Origin of the sequence: Actinoplanes sp. NPDC051343 (assembly GCF_044455125.1) — a bacterium.
Lineage (GTDB): Bacteria > Actinomycetota > Actinomycetes > Mycobacteriales > Micromonosporaceae > Actinoplanes.
Map to the genome: position 1 here is coordinate 158,366 of NZ_JBITEL010000005.1, position 18,872 is coordinate 177,237.

The 18,872-nt window shown below is 71.6% G+C and carries 18 protein-coding genes; 5 read left to right on the forward strand and 13 right to left on the reverse strand.

The window, feature by feature from the left end; genetic code table 11:
* Window positions 1-59 precede the first annotated feature (59 nt).
* Window positions 60-821: an SDR family oxidoreductase gene (locus ACIA5C_RS18235; protein ID WP_396055945.1), complete on the forward strand. Its 762-nt coding sequence runs from the start codon at window positions 60-62 to the stop codon at window positions 819-821.
* A gap of 71 nt (window positions 822-892) precedes the next feature.
* Window positions 893-2,470 (forward strand): methyl-accepting chemotaxis protein, encoded by a 1,578-nt coding sequence (locus tag ACIA5C_RS18240; RefSeq protein ID WP_396055947.1) that lies wholly within the window; start codon window positions 893-895, stop codon window positions 2,468-2,470.
* A gap of 418 nt (window positions 2,471-2,888) precedes the next feature.
* On the opposite strand, the gene ACIA5C_RS18245 is transcribed toward ACIA5C_RS18240, so the two are convergent.
* The gene (locus ACIA5C_RS18245) at window positions 2,889-4,658 is read right to left on the reverse strand and encodes a sensor histidine kinase (protein ID WP_396055949.1); all 1,770 of its coding nucleotides are present in this window, start codon (window positions 4,656-4,658) and stop codon (window positions 2,889-2,891) included.
* Window positions 4,655-5,368 carry a response regulator transcription factor gene (locus tag ACIA5C_RS18250; RefSeq protein ID WP_396055951.1) on the reverse strand — a complete coding sequence of 238 codons (714 nt, stop codon included), beginning with the start codon at window positions 5,366-5,368 and terminating at the stop codon, window positions 4,655-4,657. Before ACIA5C_RS18250 ends, ACIA5C_RS18245 begins: the two co-directional genes overlap by 4 nt.
* A 100-nt stretch (window positions 5,369-5,468) precedes the next feature.
* Between ACIA5C_RS18250 and asnB the strand changes: the two genes are divergently transcribed.
* Window positions 5,469-7,406 carry an asparagine synthase (glutamine-hydrolyzing) gene (asnB, locus tag ACIA5C_RS18255; RefSeq protein ID WP_396055953.1) on the forward strand — a complete coding sequence of 646 codons (1,938 nt, stop codon included), beginning with the start codon at window positions 5,469-5,471 and terminating at the stop codon, window positions 7,404-7,406.
* Here the strand turns inward: asnB and ACIA5C_RS18260 are convergent.
* From ACIA5C_RS18260 to ACIA5C_RS18270, 3 genes are all read right to left on the reverse strand, one after another.
* A complete protein-coding gene (locus tag ACIA5C_RS18260) occupies window positions 7,383-8,219 on the reverse strand; it encodes an ABC transporter permease (protein WP_396055955.1) in 837 nt (278 codons plus the stop codon). The two genes, asnB and ACIA5C_RS18260, sit on opposite strands and share 24 nt — an antisense overlap.
* Window positions 8,216-9,112: an ABC transporter ATP-binding protein gene (locus ACIA5C_RS18265; protein ID WP_396055957.1), complete on the reverse strand. Its 897-nt coding sequence runs from the start codon at window positions 9,110-9,112 to the stop codon at window positions 8,216-8,218. The genes ACIA5C_RS18260 and ACIA5C_RS18265 overlap by 4 nt, the downstream gene beginning before the upstream one ends.
* Window positions 9,113-9,470: 358 nt before the next feature.
* A complete protein-coding gene (locus ACIA5C_RS18270; RefSeq protein WP_396055959.1) occupies window positions 9,471-9,698 on the reverse strand; it encodes a hypothetical protein in 228 nt (75 codons plus the stop codon).
* A 230-nt stretch (window positions 9,699-9,928) separates the two neighbouring features.
* On the opposite strand from ACIA5C_RS18270, the gene ACIA5C_RS18275 reads away from it, so the two are divergent.
* Window positions 9,929-10,237 (forward strand): sensor histidine kinase, encoded by a 309-nt coding sequence (locus ACIA5C_RS18275; RefSeq protein ID WP_396055961.1) that lies wholly within the window; start codon window positions 9,929-9,931, stop codon window positions 10,235-10,237.
* Window positions 10,234-10,428, forward strand: a complete 195-nt coding sequence (locus ACIA5C_RS18280) for a response regulator transcription factor (protein WP_396055963.1) — start codon at window positions 10,234-10,236, stop codon at window positions 10,426-10,428. The genes ACIA5C_RS18275 and ACIA5C_RS18280 overlap by 4 nt, the downstream gene beginning before the upstream one ends.
* 24 nt (window positions 10,429-10,452) lie before the next feature.
* Here the strand turns inward: ACIA5C_RS18280 and ACIA5C_RS18285 are convergent, their stop codons facing one another.
* The 8 genes from ACIA5C_RS18285 to ACIA5C_RS18320 all read right to left on the reverse strand — a co-directional run bounded on the left by ACIA5C_RS18285 (window position 10,453) and on the right by ACIA5C_RS18320 (window position 18,830).
* Entirely contained in the window at window positions 10,453-11,817 is a 1,365-nt protein-coding gene (locus tag ACIA5C_RS18285; protein WP_396055965.1) for a hypothetical protein, read from the reverse strand.
* A 90-nt stretch (window positions 11,818-11,907) separates the two neighbouring features.
* A complete protein-coding gene (locus ACIA5C_RS18290) occupies window positions 11,908-12,627 on the reverse strand; it encodes an anti-sigma factor family protein (RefSeq protein ID WP_396055967.1) in 720 nt (239 codons plus the stop codon).
* Window positions 12,624-13,115, reverse strand: coding sequence for a sigma factor-like helix-turn-helix DNA-binding protein (locus ACIA5C_RS18295; protein ID WP_396055969.1), 492 nt, complete (start codon window positions 13,113-13,115; stop codon window positions 12,624-12,626). Before ACIA5C_RS18295 ends, ACIA5C_RS18290 begins: the two co-directional genes overlap by 4 nt.
* On the reverse strand, window positions 13,112-14,821 hold the full coding sequence (locus ACIA5C_RS18300; protein WP_396055971.1) for a YncE family protein: 1,710 nt from the start codon (window positions 14,819-14,821) through the stop codon (window positions 13,112-13,114). The genes ACIA5C_RS18295 and ACIA5C_RS18300 overlap by 4 nt, the downstream gene beginning before the upstream one ends.
* 49 nt (window positions 14,822-14,870) lie before the next feature.
* Entirely contained in the window at window positions 14,871-15,971 is a 1,101-nt protein-coding gene (locus ACIA5C_RS18305) for a VWA domain-containing protein (RefSeq protein WP_396055973.1), read from the reverse strand.
* Window positions 15,971-16,954: a VWA domain-containing protein gene (locus ACIA5C_RS18310; RefSeq protein WP_396055975.1), complete on the reverse strand. Its 984-nt coding sequence runs from the start codon at window positions 16,952-16,954 to the stop codon at window positions 15,971-15,973. The genes ACIA5C_RS18305 and ACIA5C_RS18310 overlap by 1 nt, the downstream gene beginning before the upstream one ends.
* Window positions 16,951-17,838, reverse strand: a complete 888-nt coding sequence (locus ACIA5C_RS18315) for a DUF58 domain-containing protein (protein ID WP_396055977.1) — start codon at window positions 17,836-17,838, stop codon at window positions 16,951-16,953. The genes ACIA5C_RS18310 and ACIA5C_RS18315 overlap by 4 nt, the downstream gene beginning before the upstream one ends.
* Window positions 17,838-18,830, reverse strand: coding sequence for an AAA family ATPase (locus tag ACIA5C_RS18320; RefSeq protein WP_396055980.1), 993 nt, complete (start codon window positions 18,828-18,830; stop codon window positions 17,838-17,840). Before ACIA5C_RS18320 ends, ACIA5C_RS18315 begins: the two co-directional genes overlap by 1 nt.
* Between the last annotated feature and the right edge of the window lie 42 nt (window positions 18,831-18,872).

Below are 18,872 nucleotides of genomic sequence, written 5' to 3' on the forward strand. Positions count from 1 at the left end.
CTTTCCTAACGTTCACCCATCTCGGTCTCTCCGATCGGCTTCACCCAAGGGGATTTGTGATGACTGGAAAACTGAGCGGCAAGGTCGCGATCGTCACCGGCGGCAGCGCCAACCTGGGCAAACTGTTCGCCGAGGCGCTCGCCGACGACGGTGCCGACGTCCTCGTGCACTACAACTCGGCGCGGCGGGCCGACGAGGCCGCCGTGGTGGTCAAGGACCTCGAGTCGCGCGGCGTACGAGCGTTCGCCCACCAGGGCGACCTGACCGCCGACGGCGAGATCACCAAGCTGGTCGACGCGGTGATCACACAGTTCGGCCGGTGGGACATCCTGGTCAACACCGCCGGTCTGATCATTCGTAAGGCGGTGGCCGACACCACCGAGGACGAGTACGACCGTTCGATGGCGATCAACGCCAAGGTGCCGTACTTCCTGATGAAGGAGGCGGCGACCAAGATGGCCGACGACGGCCGGATCGTCAACATGGTGACCACGCAGGTCGCGTTCACGGCGCCGACCTACTCCGCGTACGCGGGCAGCAAAGCACCGGTCGAGCACTTCACCAAGGCGTTCTCCAAGGAGATCGGGGTGCGCGGTGTGACCGTCAACTGCATCGCACCCGGCCCGCAGAAGACCGAATTCTTCTACAACGCGGAAACCCCGGAGACCATCGCGTGGCTGTCCGGCCTGACGATCAGCGGCGACATCGGTGACCCGATCGACGTGGTGCCGGTCATGCGTTTCCTGGTCGCCCCCGAGACCCGCTGGGTGACCGCGCAGACCGTGTACGTCAACGGCGGCATGATCGCCCCCATCAACTGAACCGCCACGCGTACCGCCCGCACCTTTTCGAAACACCTCCGAGCAGCATTCGGATGCGCCATGCTCGGGACGTGCGTTCCCTGAGCATTCGCGGAAGTCTGCTGGTCGTCGCGGCGATCGCCCTGGTCGTCGCCGCGGTAGTCGGTGTCATCGGCATCGTGCGGGCGGGTTCCATCGCCGACCGCACCGACGCCATGTACGCCGAGTCCCTCCAGCCGTTGAACGTCGCCAAAGACCTCCAGCAACTGGTCTGGCACGGTCGATGGGCCAGCCTCTCGGGCACCACGGCGAGCAACCCGACCGCCGCCAAGACGTACAACGACCAGGCGAAAGTGATCTTCGACCAGGTCCCGGTGCAGATCAAACAGTTCCGCACCTACCACGTCTCGGCCGCCGAGCTGGCCGCGCTGAGCTCCTTCGAGACGTCCTGGGCGAAGTACAACCAGCTCCGGGTGCAGGCCGTGCAGCTGAAGGCGGCCGGTCGAATGGCCGAATGGGAGAACCTGCGCGCCAACGGCCTCAACCCGACCATCGCCGAGGCCGTCCAGCAGATCGACACCCTGGTCAACACGTCGCTCAAGCGGGCCGCGGCCTCGGCCGCGAGCGCCCGCAGCTCGGCCCGCAGCGCCCGCACCACGATCATCGTGGTGCTGGTCGCCGGCCTGCTGATCGCGGGCGCCCTCGCCCTGGCCACCGCGCAGGCCATCAGCCGGCGGCTGACCGCCCTGCAACAGGTGCTGTCCGAGATGGCCGACGGCGACCTGACCGAGCAGCACCCGGACACCGCCGGCCACGAGATCGGCGCGATGTCCCGCTCGGTGCACCGGGCGGCGTCCCGGATGCGCGAGACGGTCCGCGAAGTGGCCCAGATCAGCACCGGCCTGTCCACCGGCTCGTCCGAACTTCAGCAGGCCAGCCGCAGCCTGGCCGGCGACACCGACCAGGCGTCCGGCCGCATCGGCTCGATCGACGCGGCGGCGGGCGAGGTCAGCGCCGGCGTGCAGGCGGTCGCCAGCGGCGCCGAGGAGATGGGCGCGGCGATCCGCGAGATCTCGATCAGCGCCACCGAGGCGGCACAGGTCGCGGCCAACGCGGTCGGCGCGGCCGCCCAGGCCAAGGAACTGATGGTCAAACTGGACGAGTCATCCGCCCAGATCGACAGCGTGGTCCGGGCGATCACCGCGATCGCCGAGCAGACCAACCTGCTCGCCCTGAACGCGACCATCGAGGCGGCGCGCGCCGGCGAGACCGGCAAGGGCTTCGCGGTGGTCGCCGGCGAGGTCAAGGACCTGGCCCAGGAAACCGCCAAGGCGACCGAGGAGATCAGCCGCCGCACCGAGGCGATCCAGGCCGACACCCGGGTCGCGGTCGACGCGATCGCCGGCATCGGCGACGTCATCGAACGCATCAACGACTACCAGAACACCATTGCCTCGGCGGTCGAGGAGCAGAGTGCCACCACCAGCAACATGACCGGCGACCTCAACCGGGCGGCCGGCGGCACCTCCCAGATCAGCCGCGAACTGGCCGACGTCGTCGCGGTAACCGCCACCACCCGCGACGCCGCCCAGGCCACCGAACGCACGGCCGGCGACCTGGCCGACATCGCCACCCGCCTCGACACGATGGTCGCCGCCTTCCGCTACTAGCCGGCATGCACGACCCTTCGTCACGACCACGGCAGCAAGCGACCGGCTCTCCGACCTCGACGCGGCACCGGCGCCACCTCGGCCACCGGCGAATCAGCATCGCCTGTAGACCTGGATGCGGCGGGTGCCCGCCGACCTTGGCTGGTAGTCGTCACCGGGCTCAGCAAGCCGTGGCGCACTGCCTTCTCGGACGCCGACTATCAAGCGGTCCAGGGCTTTGGGGGACGAAGGCCCGTCGTCTGACGCGGCTCAGGCGCAGCGGAGATCGTCCGACGAATTGGTGCGCACAGAGCCGCCTTGGAGAGGCCGGCCGCGACGCGGGCGTCGTCAAGCTGGTTCATGATGCGGTCGACCGTGGCGATGCGCACCGATTCCACCACGTAGGCGCGCAGGAATTCGGGGTCGGCAAGGTCCTCGATCAGATCGTCCCAGATGTCATACCAGGATCCAGCCCGGGAGCGGTCAGGGGCAGGCGGACGATGAAGGCGGTGCCGATGTGGGGGCGGCTGGTCGCGTCGATGCGGCCGCCGTGGTCGGTGACTATGCGGTGGGCGATCGTCAGGCCCAGGCCGGTGCCGCCGGTGGCGCGCTGGCGGGCCGGGTCGGCGCGCCAGAAGCGGTCGAAGACGTGGGGCAGGTCGCCCGGGGCGATGCCGACCCCGGTGTCCTGTACGGTCAGCGCGGCCTCGCCGTTCTCCGCCCGCACCTTGAGCAGCACGTGGCCGCCCTCGTCGGTGTAGCGGATCGCGTTGCTGAGCAGGTTGCCCAGCACCTGGCGGATGCGGTCGGAGTCGGCCTGGACCCAGACCGGGTGGGGTGCGTCGACGGTCAGGGCGATGCCGGCCTCGGCGGCGACCGCGCGGTGGGCGGTCGCACCGGTCGAGACCAGGTCGGCCAGGTCGGTGGCCGACCGGGCGTAGTTGAGGTGGCCCGCCTCGGCCTGCGCGAGCACCTGCAGGTCGTCCAGGATGCGGTTCTGCAGCAGCGTTTCCTCGTGCAGCGAGGCGAACAGTTCGCGGCTTGGCTCGACCACACCGTCGGACAGCCCTTCCAGGTAGCCGCGGAGGTTCGACAACGGCGTACGCATCTCGTGCGCGACGTCGGCGATGAGCCGGCGCTGTCTTTCCTCGCTGCGCTGCACCGCCTCGGCCATGCTGTTGAACGACTCGGTGAGCCGGTCCAGTTCGCTGCGCCCGCGCACCGGCACCCGGATGTTGAAATGGCCGCCCGCCAGCAGCACCGACGCCATGGTGAGGCGGCGCACCGGGCGGCTGAACCGGCGGGCGATCAGGGCCGTGCCGAGCACCGCCACCACGATCAGCCCGGCCGCCCCGAACGCGGCCGGCCGGCCCAGTTCGGAGAGGTTCAGTTCGTTGCGGGTGCCCAGGAAGAGCTGCAGCGGCACCGCCGAGATGCTGGTCACCGCGTTGGTGAAGGCGGCTTGCAGGCAGCCGGGTTTCCGCTCGCCGACGGAACCGGGCGGTACGCACGCCCGGTAGTTGAACAGGATGTAGGAGAACCAGCCCTGGTCGTCGCGTACCGAGGTGACCGCCTGCGCGACGCAGGCCGAATGGCCGGAGATCTGGGCCGGGGTCAGGTAGGGCGCTGCGGTTGTCTGCAGCCCGGTGTCGGTGTTGGTCTGCCGGCCGATGCAGCGGGCCGCGGTCAGCGCCGCCCGATATTGGGCGACCTGCCGGATCATCAGCGCGCCCGGTCCACTCAGGACGGGGTCTTTCGGCGCCGGTCCGAACAGGCCGTTCAGCAGCCGGCCCATGTTGCCGGGGAGGAGTTTCTCCTCCGCGGATCCGGGCCGGAACGGCGCCTTGAGAATCGACGGGTCGAGGGTGGGCCGGGGGTCGATGCCGAGCGCGCCTCGCACCGGACCGGAGGCCTTGTGGTCGATGTTGTCCGAGTCGGCCACTATCTCGCTGTCCGCCGAACGCAACTGGATGTGCAGCCGGGTCCGGTCGGACTGCGCGGCCACCACCCGGTCGACCCCGGGCCAGTAGCCGTGCCGCAGGCCGTAGTCCTGCACCGCGCCGACGATGTCGTTCTGGTGGTCGGCGGCCGCCCGGGCGGCCTGCGTCAACTCCCGCTGGGTGAGCCGGAGGGTGAGCCACGCGGTGGCGCCGATCGCGGTCACCGCCACGACCATGACCAGCACGAAGATCCGCAGGCGGAAACTCAATGCTCGGCCATCCGGTAGCCCCGGCCGTACACCGTCTGCACGTAGCGCGGCTCGGCCGGATTGTCCTCGATCTTGCGGCGGAGGTTGACCACGTGCGCGTCGACCGTCCGCTCGGAGACGTCGTGTTCGAAGCCGAACGTCTTGTCGATGATCTGGCCGCGGGTGAACACCCGGCCCGGCTCGCCGGCCAGCAGTTCGATGATGCCGAACTCCTTGGCGGTCAGGTTGACCGCGACGCCGCGGATCCGCGCCTCGAACCGGCCCGGGTCGACCTCGAGGTCGCCGACCTTCACCACCGCGGTGGGTCCCTCGGATGCGCCGGTCCGGCGCAGCAGAGCCCGTACGCGTGCAGTCAGCTCCCGCGGGCTCACCGGCTTGCTCAGGTAGTCGTCGGCCCCGATGTCGAGCCCGAGCAGCATGTCGTTCTCCGAGGAACGGGCCGTGACCAGCAGAATTGCCACGTTCGACTCGGCGCGCAAGATGCGGCAGACGTCCAGGCCGTCGACGATCGGCATCATCACGTCGAGCAGGATCAGATCGGGCCGGCGCGCGCGGGCCTGCTCCAGAGCGGCCCGACCGTCACCGACGGTGAGAACCTGGTGCCCCTCACGCTCGAGATAAAGCTTGATGAGCTGCGCGTGCTTGGGATCATCGTCGGCCACGAGAATACGTGCAGTCACGTCGCGATTCTGGCTCAGCTGGTCAAACATTGTTGGGATCCGGTGAAGAACCGCTCGGATTTCGATGGGCGCCCGGATCTCGACGACTTCCGCACAGGTTCCTCACAAGCCCGGTCGTACGTTCCGCCGCATGTGTGGTCTCAGTGTTTTCGTCAGCAGCCGCCCCCAGGCCGGTGCGCCGGACCCCGGCACGATCGCGGCGTTCTCGTCGGCGCTGGAGACGATGCACCACCGCGGCCCGGACGACACCGTCGTCGAGTACGCCGGCGGGATCGCCTTCGGCTTCAAGCGGCTCGCCATCATCGACCGCGCGGGCAGCGCCCAGCCGGTGCACTATCCCGCCGATTCCGGCCGGTGGACCGTCGTCTGCAACGGCGAGATCTACAACTACCGGCAGCTGCGGGCCGAGCTGATCCGCGAGCACGGCGCCGTGTTCTCGACCGACGGCGACGCCGAGGTGCTGGCGGCGGCCCTGCACCACTGGGGTGCGGCCGCGCTGCCCCGGCTGCGCGGGATGTTCGCGTTCGTCGCCTACGACCACTGGACCGGCACCCTGCACGCCGCCCGCGACCCGTTCGGGATCAAGCCGCTCTATCTGCTCGAGACCATGGACGGGATCTTCCTGGCCAGCGAGCGGAAGGCGCTGGAGGCGTTCAGCGGCAACGCGGCGGCCGCGCTCGACACCGATGCGCTGGCCCACTATCTCAGCTTCCAGTTCGTGCCCGACCCGCTGACGCTGCACCAGCAGGTGAAGCGGCTGCCACCCGGGCACCGGCTGACCTGGACCCCGGGCGGCGGCGTGCGGCAGGAGCGCTACTTCCGCCCGTCGCTGCGGCCGCTGCACCGGCCCGCCGACGAGGCCCACGAGCACATCCGGTGGGCGCTGCGCGACAGCGTGCGGGCCCACCTGCAGGCCGACGTGCCGGTCGGCGCGTTCCTGTCGAGCGGCATCGACTCGACCGCGATCGTGGCGATCGCCCGCCAGGAGGTGCCCAACCTGCGGGTGTTCACCGCCGCGTTCGCGGAGGACGGCTACTCCGAGCTGGACATCGCCCAGGACACGGCCAACCAGCTCGGTGTCGAACTCGTCCCGGCGCCGATCACCGAGGACGACGTCATCCTCCAGCTGCCGCGCATCGTGCACCTGCTCGACGACCCGATGGGCGACCCGTCGCTGATCCCGCTCTACTTCGTGGCGCAGACCGCCGCCCGCTACGTCACGGTGGCGCTGTCCGGCGAGGGGTCGGACGAGCTGTTCGGCGGCTACACGATCTATCGCGAGCCGATGTCGCTGGCCGGCATCAACCGGCTGCCGACCGGCATGAAACGGGGCCTGCGCGGCCTGTCCCACGTCATGCCGGAGGGCATGCGCGGCCGCAGTTTCCTCGAACGCGGCACGACGCCGATCGAGGAGCGCTACTACGGCAACGCGCGCATCTTCTCCCCGGCCGAGAAGGCCCAGATCATGCGATTCACCGCCGAGCCGCACACGGCGGTCACGGCCCATCTGTACGCCGAGACCGCCGACGTCGACGACTCGGCGTCGATGCAGTACGTCGACCTGCACACGTGGCTGCCCGGCGACATCCTCACCAAGGCCGACCGCATGTCGATGGCCCACTCGCTGGAGCTGCGGGTGCCGTTCCTCGACCCGGCCGTCTATGCGGCCGCGGCCGGGCTGCCGACCGGGATGAAGCTGCCGGCCCACCAGCGTACGACCAAGGCGGCCCTGCGCGAGGCGATGCGCGGCATCGTTCCCGAGTCGATCCGCGACCGGCCCAAGCTGGGTTTCCCCACCCCGACCCGGGTGTGGCTGAAGGGCGCGATTGGCGACTGGATCGGCGGCCTGTTCGCCGACTCGGGGGCCGGGCATCTGCTCGACCTCAACTACGTCCAGCGGCTGCTGGCCGACCACCGGGCGGGCTTGGCCGACCACTCCCGGAAGGTGTGGGCGGTCGCGATGTTCTGCCTGTGGCACGCGATCGAGATCGAGCGGACGATCAACCCGGCGCCGCCCCACCTGGCCCGACGGCCCACCGCGCCTCTAGGTCACGTCGCGGCGGCGTAGCAGGGTCGCCGCGAGGGCGACGAAGGCGACCAGATAGAGCGCGGCGGTGAGCACGGCGGCCGAGCCGGTCAGCGACGTCACCACGCCGGGCGTGCCGTCCGGGCCACCGGCCGGCGCGGCACCCACCGCGGCGGCCAGCGAACCGGCCGCGCTGCCCGGCAGGTGGTCGGTGACCGGGCGCAGCCAGTCGAGCGGGCCGGCGACGCCGCGCAGCAGGTTCTCCACCGCCAGCGCCCAGACCAGCCCGAGGCCGACGGCCAGGGCGGGTCCTCGGGCGAGCAGCCCGATGAAGACGCCGCCCGAGGTCCACACCGCACAGATGAGCAGCGTCGCGCCGAACGCCTCGAGCAGCGCCCGGCCGCCCGGCAGCGTCGCCGCCTGGCCCTCCGACCACGCCACGACCAGGGACAGCGCGAGATCGAAGACGACGGTCAGCACCACGAAGGCGACCACCGCGACGGCCAGGGCCTGGAACAGGCCGCGGACCACCTGCAGGCGGGTGCGGCCCTGGGTGAGCACGGTCTTCCAGGTGCCCCAGGAGTAGCCCGACCCGGCGGCCAGCGCGCCCAGGATCAGCAGGATCGCGCCGCCGAACATCGGCGTACCGCTGACCAGCGTGACCGGGAGCTGAGCCGGCAGCATGGACGACAGCAGCTGGGCCCGGCTCACGCCCTCGGTGGAGAAGCCGCTCGCGCCGCTGCGATAGGACAGGTAGGGGAACAGAAAGCTGAAGAGCCCGTTGAGCAGCAGCCAGACCCCGAGCATGGCCCAGGCGGCCGGCCACCTGCTCAGGCGCAGCAGGTCGGCCCTCATGCTGCCTCCGTGAGCTCGAGAAAGGCCTCTTCCAGCGAGCGTTCCGCCGGACGGATCTCCAACACGCCGGCGCCCGCCAGCACCAGTTCGCGGACCAGGTCCGGGGCGCGGGCGGTATCCAGGCGCAGATGCACCCGGTCGTCGGCGACGGTGACCGCGTCGTCGCCGGCCATCCGCATGCCGACCGCGAGCACCACGTCGATGGGCTCGGCCCGCACCAGCAGCCCGCCACCGGCACCGAGCAGTTCCGCCACCGGTGCCTCGGTGACCAGCCGGCCGGCACTGATCACGGCGACCCGATGGCAGATCTCCTGCACCTCGCCGAGCAGATGGCTGGAAAGCAGCACGGTCTGGCCGGCCGCGGCGAGCGCGGCGACGAGCGTACGCATCTCGGCCACCCCCGCCGGGTCGAGCCCGTTGGTCGGCTCGTCGAGTATCAGCAGGTCCGGGTCGCCGAGCAGGGCGGCCGCCACGCCGAGCCGCTGCTTCATGCCGAGCGAATAGGACCTGAACCGGTCGCGCGCCCGGTCCCGAAGATCGACCCGATCGAGCACCGCGTCGGCGGCCGCGTCGGGCAGCCCTCGATAGCGGGTCAGCACCCGCAGGTTGTCGCGTCCGCTGAGGTAGGGGAAGAAGCCCGGGCCCTCGACGAGGGCGCCCACCCGCCGGGCGACCTCGGGGCGGCCCGGCTCGCCGCCGAGCACCGTGGCGCGGCCACCGGTCGGTTTCACCAGTCCGAGCAGCATCCGCAGGGTGGTGGTCTTGCCGGCGCCGTTCGGGCCGAGGAAGCCGTAGACCTCGCCGCGCCGGACGGTCAGGTTGACCCGGTCGACGGCGACCCGGTCGCCGTACCGCCGGCTCAGATCGTGCGTTTCGACTACTGAAGTCGTCATGGTGCCCAGGCTGCCGCCGGGCGGCTTCCGCCGCGTCCGCGGCACGGCGGCCTTTCGCCTACGCGGATTCGCGTACGCGACGTACGCGCGCACCGGGACGCCGGATGTCCCGGCGCGTCCTACGGTGGTGGGTGAACCGGCGCCGATGGGTCGACCTTGCGATCGTCCTGCCGCTGCTTGTGGTCGGGCTCGGTGGCACCGGCCCGGCCGGCCACAACCAGCCGGCGACCACCCGCGCCCCGGACGCGCTGGCCTACCTGCTGGTGCTCGCCGCCGTGACCGGGGTGGCGCTGCGCCGTCGGCCGGGTTGGAGCCTCGCGGTCACCGGGGTCGCGCCGGCCGCCTATCCCGCGGCCGGTTATCCGTACGGGCCGATCATCCTCACCGCGCCGGTCGTTCTCGGCAACGCCGCCGCCCGCTGGCCGTTGCGCCGCGCGACGGCGGCCGGGACGGTCTGGATGGTGGCGCTGCTCGGCGCGTTCTTCCTCAAGGAGTCGCGGTCCGACCCACCGATCGGCGCGGTCGGCGGGGCCTGGCTGAGCTTCGCCTGGCTGGCGATCGGCTCCGGGGCCCTGGCGGTGGGCACGGCGGTGCGGATCGGCCGGGAGTCGGCCGCTCGCGTACGCGCCGAGCAGGCCCGCCGGGCCGTCGCCGACGAGCGGCTGCAGCCGGGAGTCGCTGGAAAACCTGCGGGCCCAGCTCGACACGCTCCGCGGCACCTCACGGGGCCCGGCGGCCGGCCTCGCCGACCTGCCTCGGCTGATCGAACGGGTGCGGGCGGGCGGCCTGACGGTGCGGCTGCCGGATCCGCCTCCGGTGCCCGAACCGGTGGGCGCGGCCGCCTACCGGATCATCCAGGAGTCGCTGACCAACGTGCTGCGGCACGCGGGCACCACGTCGGTCGACATCACGATGGCGGTGTCGTCGGGCATGCTGCATCTGACGGTCGCCGATGCGGGGCGGGCACTGGGCGTACCGTCGCAGCCGCCGGCGACGTCCGGCGGCTCGGGAATCGCCGGCATCCGGGCCCAGGCGCAGGCCCTCGGGGGTCTGCTGACCGCCGCTTCCGGCCCGGGACCGGGTTACACGGTCGACGCCGTGTTGCCGTTGGGGGAGCTCGCGTGACACCGATCCGGGTGGTGGTGGTCGACGACCAGCCGCTCGTACGCATGGGCGTGCGGGCCCTGCCGGCCGTCGAGCCCGACACCGAACTGGTCGGGGAGGCCACCGACGGGCGGGCCGGCATCGAACTGATCCGGCGTTCCGGCCCCGACGTCGCGCTGATCGACATCCAGTCGGGTCTCGGCCCGTCCTGACCGTGCGGTCGGCCGCGGCGGAGGCTACAGGTCGTGCCAGGGTGACCGGGGTGCCGCCGAGCGTTCCACGGGTGTGGTCATCGACGCCGGGCGGCGTGGAGGCCACTCGGGCGGCGGAGACATGGTCTCGCCGGCCACCTCGTCGTCCGGTTCGGACAGCCAGCGCGATTCCGCCGTCCAGCCGGGCGCGAACGCGGCCTCGATGTCGGCGTCGTCCAGTTCGGACATCCAGCGTGGCCGGGGTACCGCCTTGGAGTCGGGCTGGTCCTCCTCGGTGACCCAGCGCGGCTGGGCTGCCCGGGGTGCCGTGACCGTGTCGGCGTCGGCCGGGCGGGGCGGACGCCAGTGCGGCTCGGCGTGGCCCGGTGCCGAGGTGAGCGAGGCGGCCGCCGGGCGGCCCTGTACCGAGGGCTGGGGGCGGGACGGCGGCACCCAGACCGGCGGCGGTCCCCACCAGATGATGCGCTCGTCGCCACGGGACAGCCTCGGGGTGACCGGGATCGGGGCGGGCGGCCGGACCGGCGGGGGCGGCGGTGCACCCTCGGCCGACGGCACCGCGGTGTCGTTGCTGGCCGGCGCGCGGGCCAGCAGCACGGCCGCGAAGACCGTCACCAGGCCGGCGATCGTGGCCGGCAGGGCCCAGCCGGGGCGCACGGTGTCGCCGAGCATGAGCAGGGCCATCGCCGACGGGACGATGACCTCGGCGATCCAGAGGACGGCGGTGACCGGGCCGACCTGGCCGCGTTGCAGGGCGCTGGCGTAGAGCAGCATGCCGGTGCCCGCGAAGACGACCAGCGCCCCGGTCACCGGCTCGGTCACGACGGCCAGCACGGCCGACAGCGGGTGCGCGGAGGCGTCCGGCGGGAGGGCGAGGGCCCGCCCGCAGAGGGCGGCAGCTCCGAGGGCGAGCCCGGCCAGGCCGGCGGCGACGCCCGGCCCGGTGACCTTGGTGGAGACCCAGCCGATCAGGGCGGTCGCGACCGCCGCGATGCAGAAACCGATGCGCAGCTGGGGTGAGGCGACGACGGCCTCCTGCGGTCCGGCCGACATCGCCAGGACGGTCAGGGCGGCGACGGTGACCACGATGGCGGCCGCGTCGCGCCGGCGCAGCCGGGAGGCGAGGAAGATGCGGGCGGCGACGACGGTGATGGCGAGCGAGCCGGCCAGCACCGATTCGACCAGATAGACCGCGAGCTCGCGGAGGGCGACCATCGAGCCGGCCCACGCGAGCAGGTCGCAGACGGTGCCGACGATGTAGAGCGGATGGCCCAGGGTCTGCACGGTGCCGGTGCTGCGGCGGGCGCCGACGGCCTGGAGGATCGACGCCGCCGCGTACGCGAAGGCGCCGAAGATGGTGATCGCCAGCGCGATCCAGCCGGCGGAGGTCATGACCGCCGCCCCGCCGCGGAGTGACGCTGGGTATACCGACCAATCACACAGCGATAATATGCATGTCGGTGACTTGATCGATAGTCCTGATCAGACGGGAACCGCGACGAGAATCTGTCCGGCATACGTTTCGGCCTGCACCGAGGTCACGTCGGCCGGGGCCATCAGCGCCGAGCCGTCCACCGTCATCGACTCCGCGGCGGCCAGCCACGACGCGGCCTGCTGCCGGGCGCCGTCGGCCGAGACCACGAAGATGCGGCACTGCGAGCCCGCCGGCACACCGGAGAGGGTCGCGTGCAGGCGGACCCACCCCGTGGCGGGCGTCAGGGCGACAGTCATCGAGACGCCGGTCTGCGGGTCGGTCGCGGCCACCGGCACCGCGGAAGAGCCCGCCGGCACCGCGGAAGAGCCCGCCGGCCCCGCGGGGGAGCCCACCTGCGCCGCGGAGGAGGCCGGAGGCGCCGCGGCGACCGGGTCCGGAGACGTCAGCCGGCCGGCCGATATGCCGCCGGCCAGCGCGACGACGAAGACCGCCACGGCCGCGAGAGCCCAGAGATATCCACGGCGGCGGTGCTCACCCCGTACCTCTGCAAGCGTGAGTTGCAGCAGGCCGGAACCCTCCGGAGGAGGGCCGTCGATCAGCGCCTCGGGCGGGATCTCGCCCAGCGCCGCCTCCATCTCGCGCAGGTCGCCGGCCTCCCGGCGGCAAGCCGCGCAGCTGTCCAGATGCGAGTGGACGGTGGCCCATTCCTCGCCGTCGAGTATCCCCAGGACGTACGCCCCGAGCAGCTCGTTCTCGTGCCCGCTCACGGCCCGGCCTCCTCGGCGAGGACCAGCGGCACCGGCGAACCGCCCAGCACGTCCCGCAGCCGCCGCAGCGCCGACGACACCCGCACCTTGACCGTCGCCTCGGAAACGCCCAGCTCGGCCGCGGTCGACGACACGTCACGTCCCTGGAAGTACACCGCGAGCAGCACCTCGCGCTGCTCCGGCGGCAGCGTGCGCACCGCCCCGAGCACGGCCGTCGAGTCGACCACCGGACCGTCCTCGGCCACCTCGCCCCGGCGCTCGGCGACCACCCGGCGCACGACCGCGAACAGATGGGCGCGGGCGGTGCCCGCATCGGCCGTCGACCGCGGGTCGGACCAGGCCCGCAGGAGAGTCTCGCGGACCACCGACTCGCCGCCGGCCCGATCGCCGGTCAGCCTCGAGGCGTACGCCACCAGCGCCGCCCCGTGCTCCTCGAACAGCCCTGAGATCAGGACCTCGCCGGCCGAGCCGACCGGTCGCCGGCTCACTCCCCCACCCGCAGCACCGAGATCGTGTCGTCCTGGCCGTTGGAGACGTAGGCCGAGCGGCCGTCCGGCGACACCGCGAGGTAGCGGGGACTGTGCCCGACCTTCACCGTGGCCGTGACCTTGCCGGTGTGCCCGTCGAGCACCGAGACCGTGTTGTCGCCCTCGTTGACGATGTAGCCGTGCTCGCCGTCGGCCGAGAAGGAGGCACTCTGCGGCTCCTTGCCGACCGGGAACGGTCCGGTCCGTTTGAGCGTGGACGCGTCGATCAGGTTGGCGGCGTTCGCCCCGAACGCGGCGACCAGCACCCGGCGCCCGTCGGGCGAGACGGCCAGGCTGTGCGGGGCGTTGCTGACCGGCACCGACTTGATGACCTTGCCGGTGTCCATGTCGATGGCCGAGACCACGTTGGACTCGTGGTCCGGGGTGAACGCGCGCATCAGATCGGACGAGAAGCCGACGGAGTGCGGGTTGGGTGGGGTCTGGATGCGGCCGTTCGCCTTCATCGTGCCGGGGTCGTAGATCTCGACCCGTCCGGCGCTGTGGATCGGCACCCAGAGTTTGCCGTCCGGGCCGATCGATAGAGCGTACGGCTGGGTGCCGGTGGTCAGGTTGCGCAGCACCTTGTGGCTCGCCGCGTCGATGACGGCCACTCCGCTGCCGGTCAGGTTCGTCTCGTACATCGACACGAAGACCAGCTTGCCGTCGCGCGAGGTGGTGACGAACCGCGGCGTGTTGCGCAGCTTCACCGAGGTCACTTTGCGGGTGCCGACGTCGACGACGGAGAGGACGTGTGCGCTCTGGTCCGCCACGTAGACCGTGCGGCCGTCGGGCGAGACGACCAGGCCCTCGGGCTCGTTGCCGACCTTGATCGTGCCGGCGACGGCCGGCTTGTCGACGCTGGCGATGCGCTTGGCCAGCGGCTCCCGGGCGACCGCGCTGGGCCCCGGTTGCGTGGTGGGCACGGCCGAGACCGGGGCCGGGATCCGCGGTGCCGCGGCGACCGGCGCGGGACTGCCCTTGTCGCGCATCGTCAGGGCCATCGCGACGCCCGCACCGCCGAGCACGACCAGGGCGACCAGCGCGCCGGCGAGCACCGCGGTGCCGGCCCGGCGGCGCCGCCGGACGGGCGCGGCGACGGCGGGCAGCACGGTCACCTGAGGTGTACGCAGAACGCCGAGCGAGTCGACCGCACGCAGCCGGGCCTCGACCGCGGTGGTCGACATCGGACCGGACGCGATCTGGCCGGTGACCCGGACGTCGGCCCAGCCGGCCGGGCCGCGGACGGTGACCGAGCCGTCGAGCCAGTCGGATCGTGGCTGCCACACGATGTGCAGCCGGCGGCCGTCGAGCATGGCCCGCAGGCCGGGACCGGAGACGGTCAGGGTGGCGGCCGCGACGGCGAGCGGCGGCCCCTCGACCGACACCTCGGCGGCGAGCTGCGGGGTCTCGGGTGTGACCTGGCCGAAGTCGATGCGGTCGGGATTGAGGCGGACGGCCGTGCGCTCGAGTGAGGCGGCGGCCGAGGCGGCCACGCTGCGACTGTCGTCCTCGGTCATCCGCTGCAGCACCGCCCGGGCGGCCGCGGCCAGCTGGAGGTCGGTGCCGGCGGCGATGCGGGTGAGTTCGTCCACCCCGGACAGCCGCTTTTCCCGGATCGGGCTGCCGATCTCGGTCAACACATGTGGTGGTATCCGTAGTTCACTCATCGTGTCCCCTCGATCATCATGAGTGACGATCGGTGCTCAAGGGAACCCGTCAGCGCAAATTGGCATTTGACGAACGTCGATCAAGGGAGGGTCCACGGCTCCACCACAGCGACAAGCCGACCCCGGCGAACACGAACAGCGCCCCGGCCAGTACGAACCAGACACTGATCTCGACGTGCTCCCGGTGCAGCCCGATCTGCCTGGGCAGACCGGAGAGGACGTCGTCGAGCCTGCCCGCGTCCTGGGCCCGGAAGTAGCGGCCACCGGTCGTGTCGGCGACCTTCTGCAGCGTGTCCTCGTCGATCTCCTGGACCCGGGCCCGGCCGCCGGCGCCACCGAACCCGCCGAAACCCCCGCCCCCGCGCGGCCCGAACGCGCCGTCGTCACCGATCTGGCTGGAGCTGCAGACCATCGACGCCGGATTGGTGGTGCCGAACCCGATCGTGAAGATCCGCAGATGCCGGGCGGCCGCCTGCTGAGCCGCGGTCACCGGGTCGACGCCGGTGGTGTTGGAACCGTCGGTCAGCACCACGATCGTGTCCGGCTGGAAGTTGCCGGGCCCGCCGGACGCCTGATCGCCCAGGTCGACGCCCGACTTGGCGACCGCCGGGTTGATCTCGGCGATCGCGTCGATCGAGGTCAGGATGCCCTGGCCGATCGCGGTGCCGCGGGCCGTCTTGAGACCGTCGATCGCGTCGAGCAGCTTGTCCTGGTCGGTGGTCGGCGGCACCAGCAGACCCGCGATGCCGGAGAACGCGACCAGGCCGATCCGGGTGCCGCCCTTCTGCGCCTTGACGAACTTGCGGGCCGCGTCGCTCGCCGCGGTCAGCCGGTTGGGCTGCACGTCGGTGCTGCACATCGAGCCGGAGACGTCGAGGGCGAGCAGGATCGAGGTGTTGTCGGCCGGCACCGACACGGTCGCCTGCGGCCGGGCGAGGGCGGCGGCCAGCGGAAGCAGGCCGGCCAGGAACAGGTAGACCGGGATGCGCCGGCGCCAGGCCGTACGCCCGGGCAGGGCGGCCCGGATCAGGGCCACGCTGCTGACGGTGATCGCGGCCCGCTTGCGGCGCCGGTTGAGCCACCAGCGCACCACCAGCAGCAACGGCACGGCCAGCAGCGCGAGCAGCGCCCACGGCCAGCTGAGCGACATCAGACGATCCTTCCGTGCCAGCGGGTGCCGAGCAGCCCGCCGAGCGTCAGGAACACCAGCGCCGCCCCCGCGAACGGCCCGGTCAGCTCCACCGGCTCCTTCTTCGTGGTCAGCCGCAGGTCGATCGACTTGGTGATCGCGTCGACGGCGCCGGCGTCGCCGGCCGCACGGTAGGCGCCGCCGCTGGTCTGCGCGACCGTCGTGAGCTCGGCCGCGTCGAGCGCGGTGCCCAGCTGGAAGCCGTCGACCTGCACGGTCGCGCCCTGCGGAGTGCCGACACCGATGGTCTGGATGCGGACCCCGGCGGCGGCCGCGACCTCGGAGGCGGCCTCGGCGTCCGGGCCGCCGGTGTCCTGCCCGTCGGAGAACATCACGATCGTCGCCGACGGGAAATAGCCGAGACTGCCGGTGGTCGGGGCCTGCCCGTCCTTGGGAAGCGCCACCGGCTTGCCGGTGATCGTGCCGAGAGAAACCAGGATCGCCTGGCCGAGCGAGGTGCCGCCGCCCGCCTCGGCGCGGTTGACGGCGGCGATCGCCAGGTCGTGGTCGCCGGTCGGCGCCTGGGTGAGCAGCGCGGTGTCGCCGAAGAGCAGCACGCCGACGTCCACGCCGGACGGCTGGTCCCGCACGAAGTCGGCCGCGGCGGCCTGGGCGGCGGCGAGGCGGCTCGGGTTGACGTCGGTCGCCTTCATGCTGTTGGAGACGTCGAAGGCGAGGATCACGGTGCCGCCGACCTTGGGCACCTTCAGTTCGGCCTCCGGCCGGGCCAGGCCCACGAGCAGAATCGGGAGGGCGGCCAGGAGAAGGGCGTACGGCAGATGCCGCCGGATGACCGCCCGGCGTGACCGCCCGCCGGCGAGGGAACCGAAGCCGGAAGCGGTGAGGGCGGCGCTGCGGCGCCGCTGCAGCAGGACGTACGCGACGACGGCGCCGGCCGTGAGCAGCACCGCGACGACGATCACGAGCGGGTAGTGGACGCTCATCGGCGGCTCCGTCCCGAGCGGCGGACCATGTCCACCAGGGCCGCCAGCAGATCGTGGTCGGTCGTGACGTGGTGCGGGTCGACGCCGGCCCGGCGCATGCCGTCGGCGAGTTCCGCCTCGCGAGCGCCGACCTGATCGGCCAGCCGTTGCCGCAGCAGCGGGTCGCTGGTGTCGACGAGAAGTTGCTCGCCGGTCTCGGCGTCCTCGACCAGGATCAGGCCGACGTCGGGCAGTTCGAGTTCGGCCGGGTCGGTCACGCGGATCGCCACCACCTCGTGGCGGTGCGTGAGCATGGCCAGCGGGCGTTCCCAGCCGGGTTCGGCGATGAAGTCGCTCATCACGAAAACGAGGCTGCGTCTCTGAGCCGTCGTGGTGGCGGCCAGTTTGAACATTGCCGACAAGTCGGTCGTCGTCGTGGATGCCTTGGGTTCTCTCGGGGTGATCAACTCGCGCGCTATCCGGAGAATCTGATCACGGCCGGTGCGCGGCGGAATGACCAGGTGGTGCCCGTTGTCGAAGAGGATCGCGCCGACCCGGTTGCCCCCTTGCGTGACCAGCCTGCCCAGGCTGACCGCCAGGTCGGTCGCGACCGATTCCTTCCCCGCCTTCCGGCCGACCCTCATCGAGGCCGACCGGTCGACGACCAGCCAGGCCGTGAGCTCGCGGTCCTCGGTGTACTGCCGGACGTACGGCTCGTCGAGGCGGGCGGTCACGTTCCAGTCGATGTGGCGTACGTCGTCCTCCGGGACGTAGGCCCGGAGATCGGTGAAATCGATGCCGTCGCCGTGCCAGACTGTGCGGTAGGCACCCTGCAGCCGCCCGTCGAGGCGGCGGCCCAGCCGCCACTCCAGGCGCCGCAACAACTTCTCGGGTGCCGTGGCCACTATCGCCCTCGTCCGGCCGGCTCGGGCACCCGCAGATTCGCCAGAATCCTGGAGAGAATCACGTCGGCCGTGACCTCGTCGGACAGTGCCTCGTAGGACAGCACGAGGCGATGCCTCAAAACGTCAAGAGCCAGATCGGAGAGATCCTCCGGCACGACATATTCGCGCCCCCGGATGTACGCGAGAGCCCGCGCCGCCAGCACGAGACTGATCGACGAGCGGGGGCTGGCCCCGAACGTGACGTAACGCGCCAGGTCGCCGAGCCCGGCCCGCGCCGGATCGCGGGTGGCATGAGCCAGGGTGACCGCGTACTCGATCAGCGACGGATCGACGTAGACGCCGTCGGCCTCGGCCTGCAGCACAATAAGGCTCTCCGGGTCGATGATCCGCTGGATGACGGCGGCCGGGGCGAGCGCCCGCTCGACGACCACGAACTCCTCGGTCGCACTCGGATAGCCGACGACAACCTTCATCATGAACCGGTCGACCTGCGCCTCCGGCAGCGGATAGACACCCTCCGACTCGATCGGGTTCTGCGTCGCCATGACCAGGAACGGGTCCGGCACCTTATGCGTCTCACGGCCGATCGTGACCTGCCGCTCCTGCATCACCTCGAGCAGCGCACTCTGCACCTTGGCCGGCGCGCGATTGATCTCATCGGCGAGCAACAAATTGGTGAAGACCGGGCCGAGCGACACCTGGAACTCACCGGTCGGCTGGTGATAAACCCGGGTGCCGAGGATGTCGGCGGGCACCAGGTCGGGCGTGAACTGCACCCGGTGGAACTCCCCGCCGATCGCCTCGGCAAGCGACTTCACGGCGAGCGTCTTGGCCAGGCCCGGCACACCCTCGACCAGGATGTGGCCGCGCGCAAGAAGGGCGACAAGCAGCCGCTCAAGCAGCGCATCCTGCCCGACGATGGTCTTCTTGACCTCGTAGAGCACCTTCTCGACCGGCCCTTTCGGGGCGCCTGCGGTGTCGCTCCAGCTCATGTGTCCTCTTCTTCGCTACTGGCTCTACCGATCAGCCCGACC

Excerpts from the sequence above, each read along its gene's own strand:
- ACIA5C_RS18235 (WP_396055945.1), top strand. The coding sequence starts at position 60 with ATGACTGGAAAACTGAGCGGCAAGGTCGCGATCGTCACCGGCGGCAGC.
- ACIA5C_RS18250 (WP_396055951.1), bottom strand. The coding sequence starts at position 5,368 with ATGTTTGACCAGCTGAGCCAGAATCGCGACGTGACTGCACGTATTCTC.
- asnB (WP_396055953.1), top strand. The coding sequence starts at position 5,469 with ATGTGTGGTCTCAGTGTTTTCGTCAGCAGCCGCCCCCAGGCCGGTGCG.
- ACIA5C_RS18260 (WP_396055955.1), bottom strand. The coding sequence starts at position 8,219 with ATGAGGGCCGACCTGCTGCGCCTGAGCAGGTGGCCGGCCGCCTGGGCC.
- ACIA5C_RS18265 (WP_396055957.1), bottom strand. The coding sequence starts at position 9,112 with ATGACGACTTCAGTAGTCGAAACGCACGATCTGAGCCGGCGGTACGGC.
- ACIA5C_RS18285 (WP_396055965.1), bottom strand. The coding sequence starts at position 11,817 with ATGACCTCCGCCGGCTGGATCGCGCTGGCGATCACCATCTTCGGCGCC.
- ACIA5C_RS18300 (WP_396055971.1), bottom strand. The coding sequence starts at position 14,821 with ATGAGTGAACTACGGATACCACCACATGTGTTGACCGAGATCGGCAGC.
- ACIA5C_RS18305 (WP_396055973.1), bottom strand. The coding sequence starts at position 15,971 with ATGTCGCTCAGCTGGCCGTGGGCGCTGCTCGCGCTGCTGGCCGTGCCG.
- ACIA5C_RS18310 (WP_396055975.1), bottom strand. The coding sequence starts at position 16,954 with ATGAGCGTCCACTACCCGCTCGTGATCGTCGTCGCGGTGCTGCTCACG.
- ACIA5C_RS18320 (WP_396055980.1), bottom strand. The coding sequence starts at position 18,830 with ATGAGCTGGAGCGACACCGCAGGCGCCCCGAAAGGGCCGGTCGAGAAG.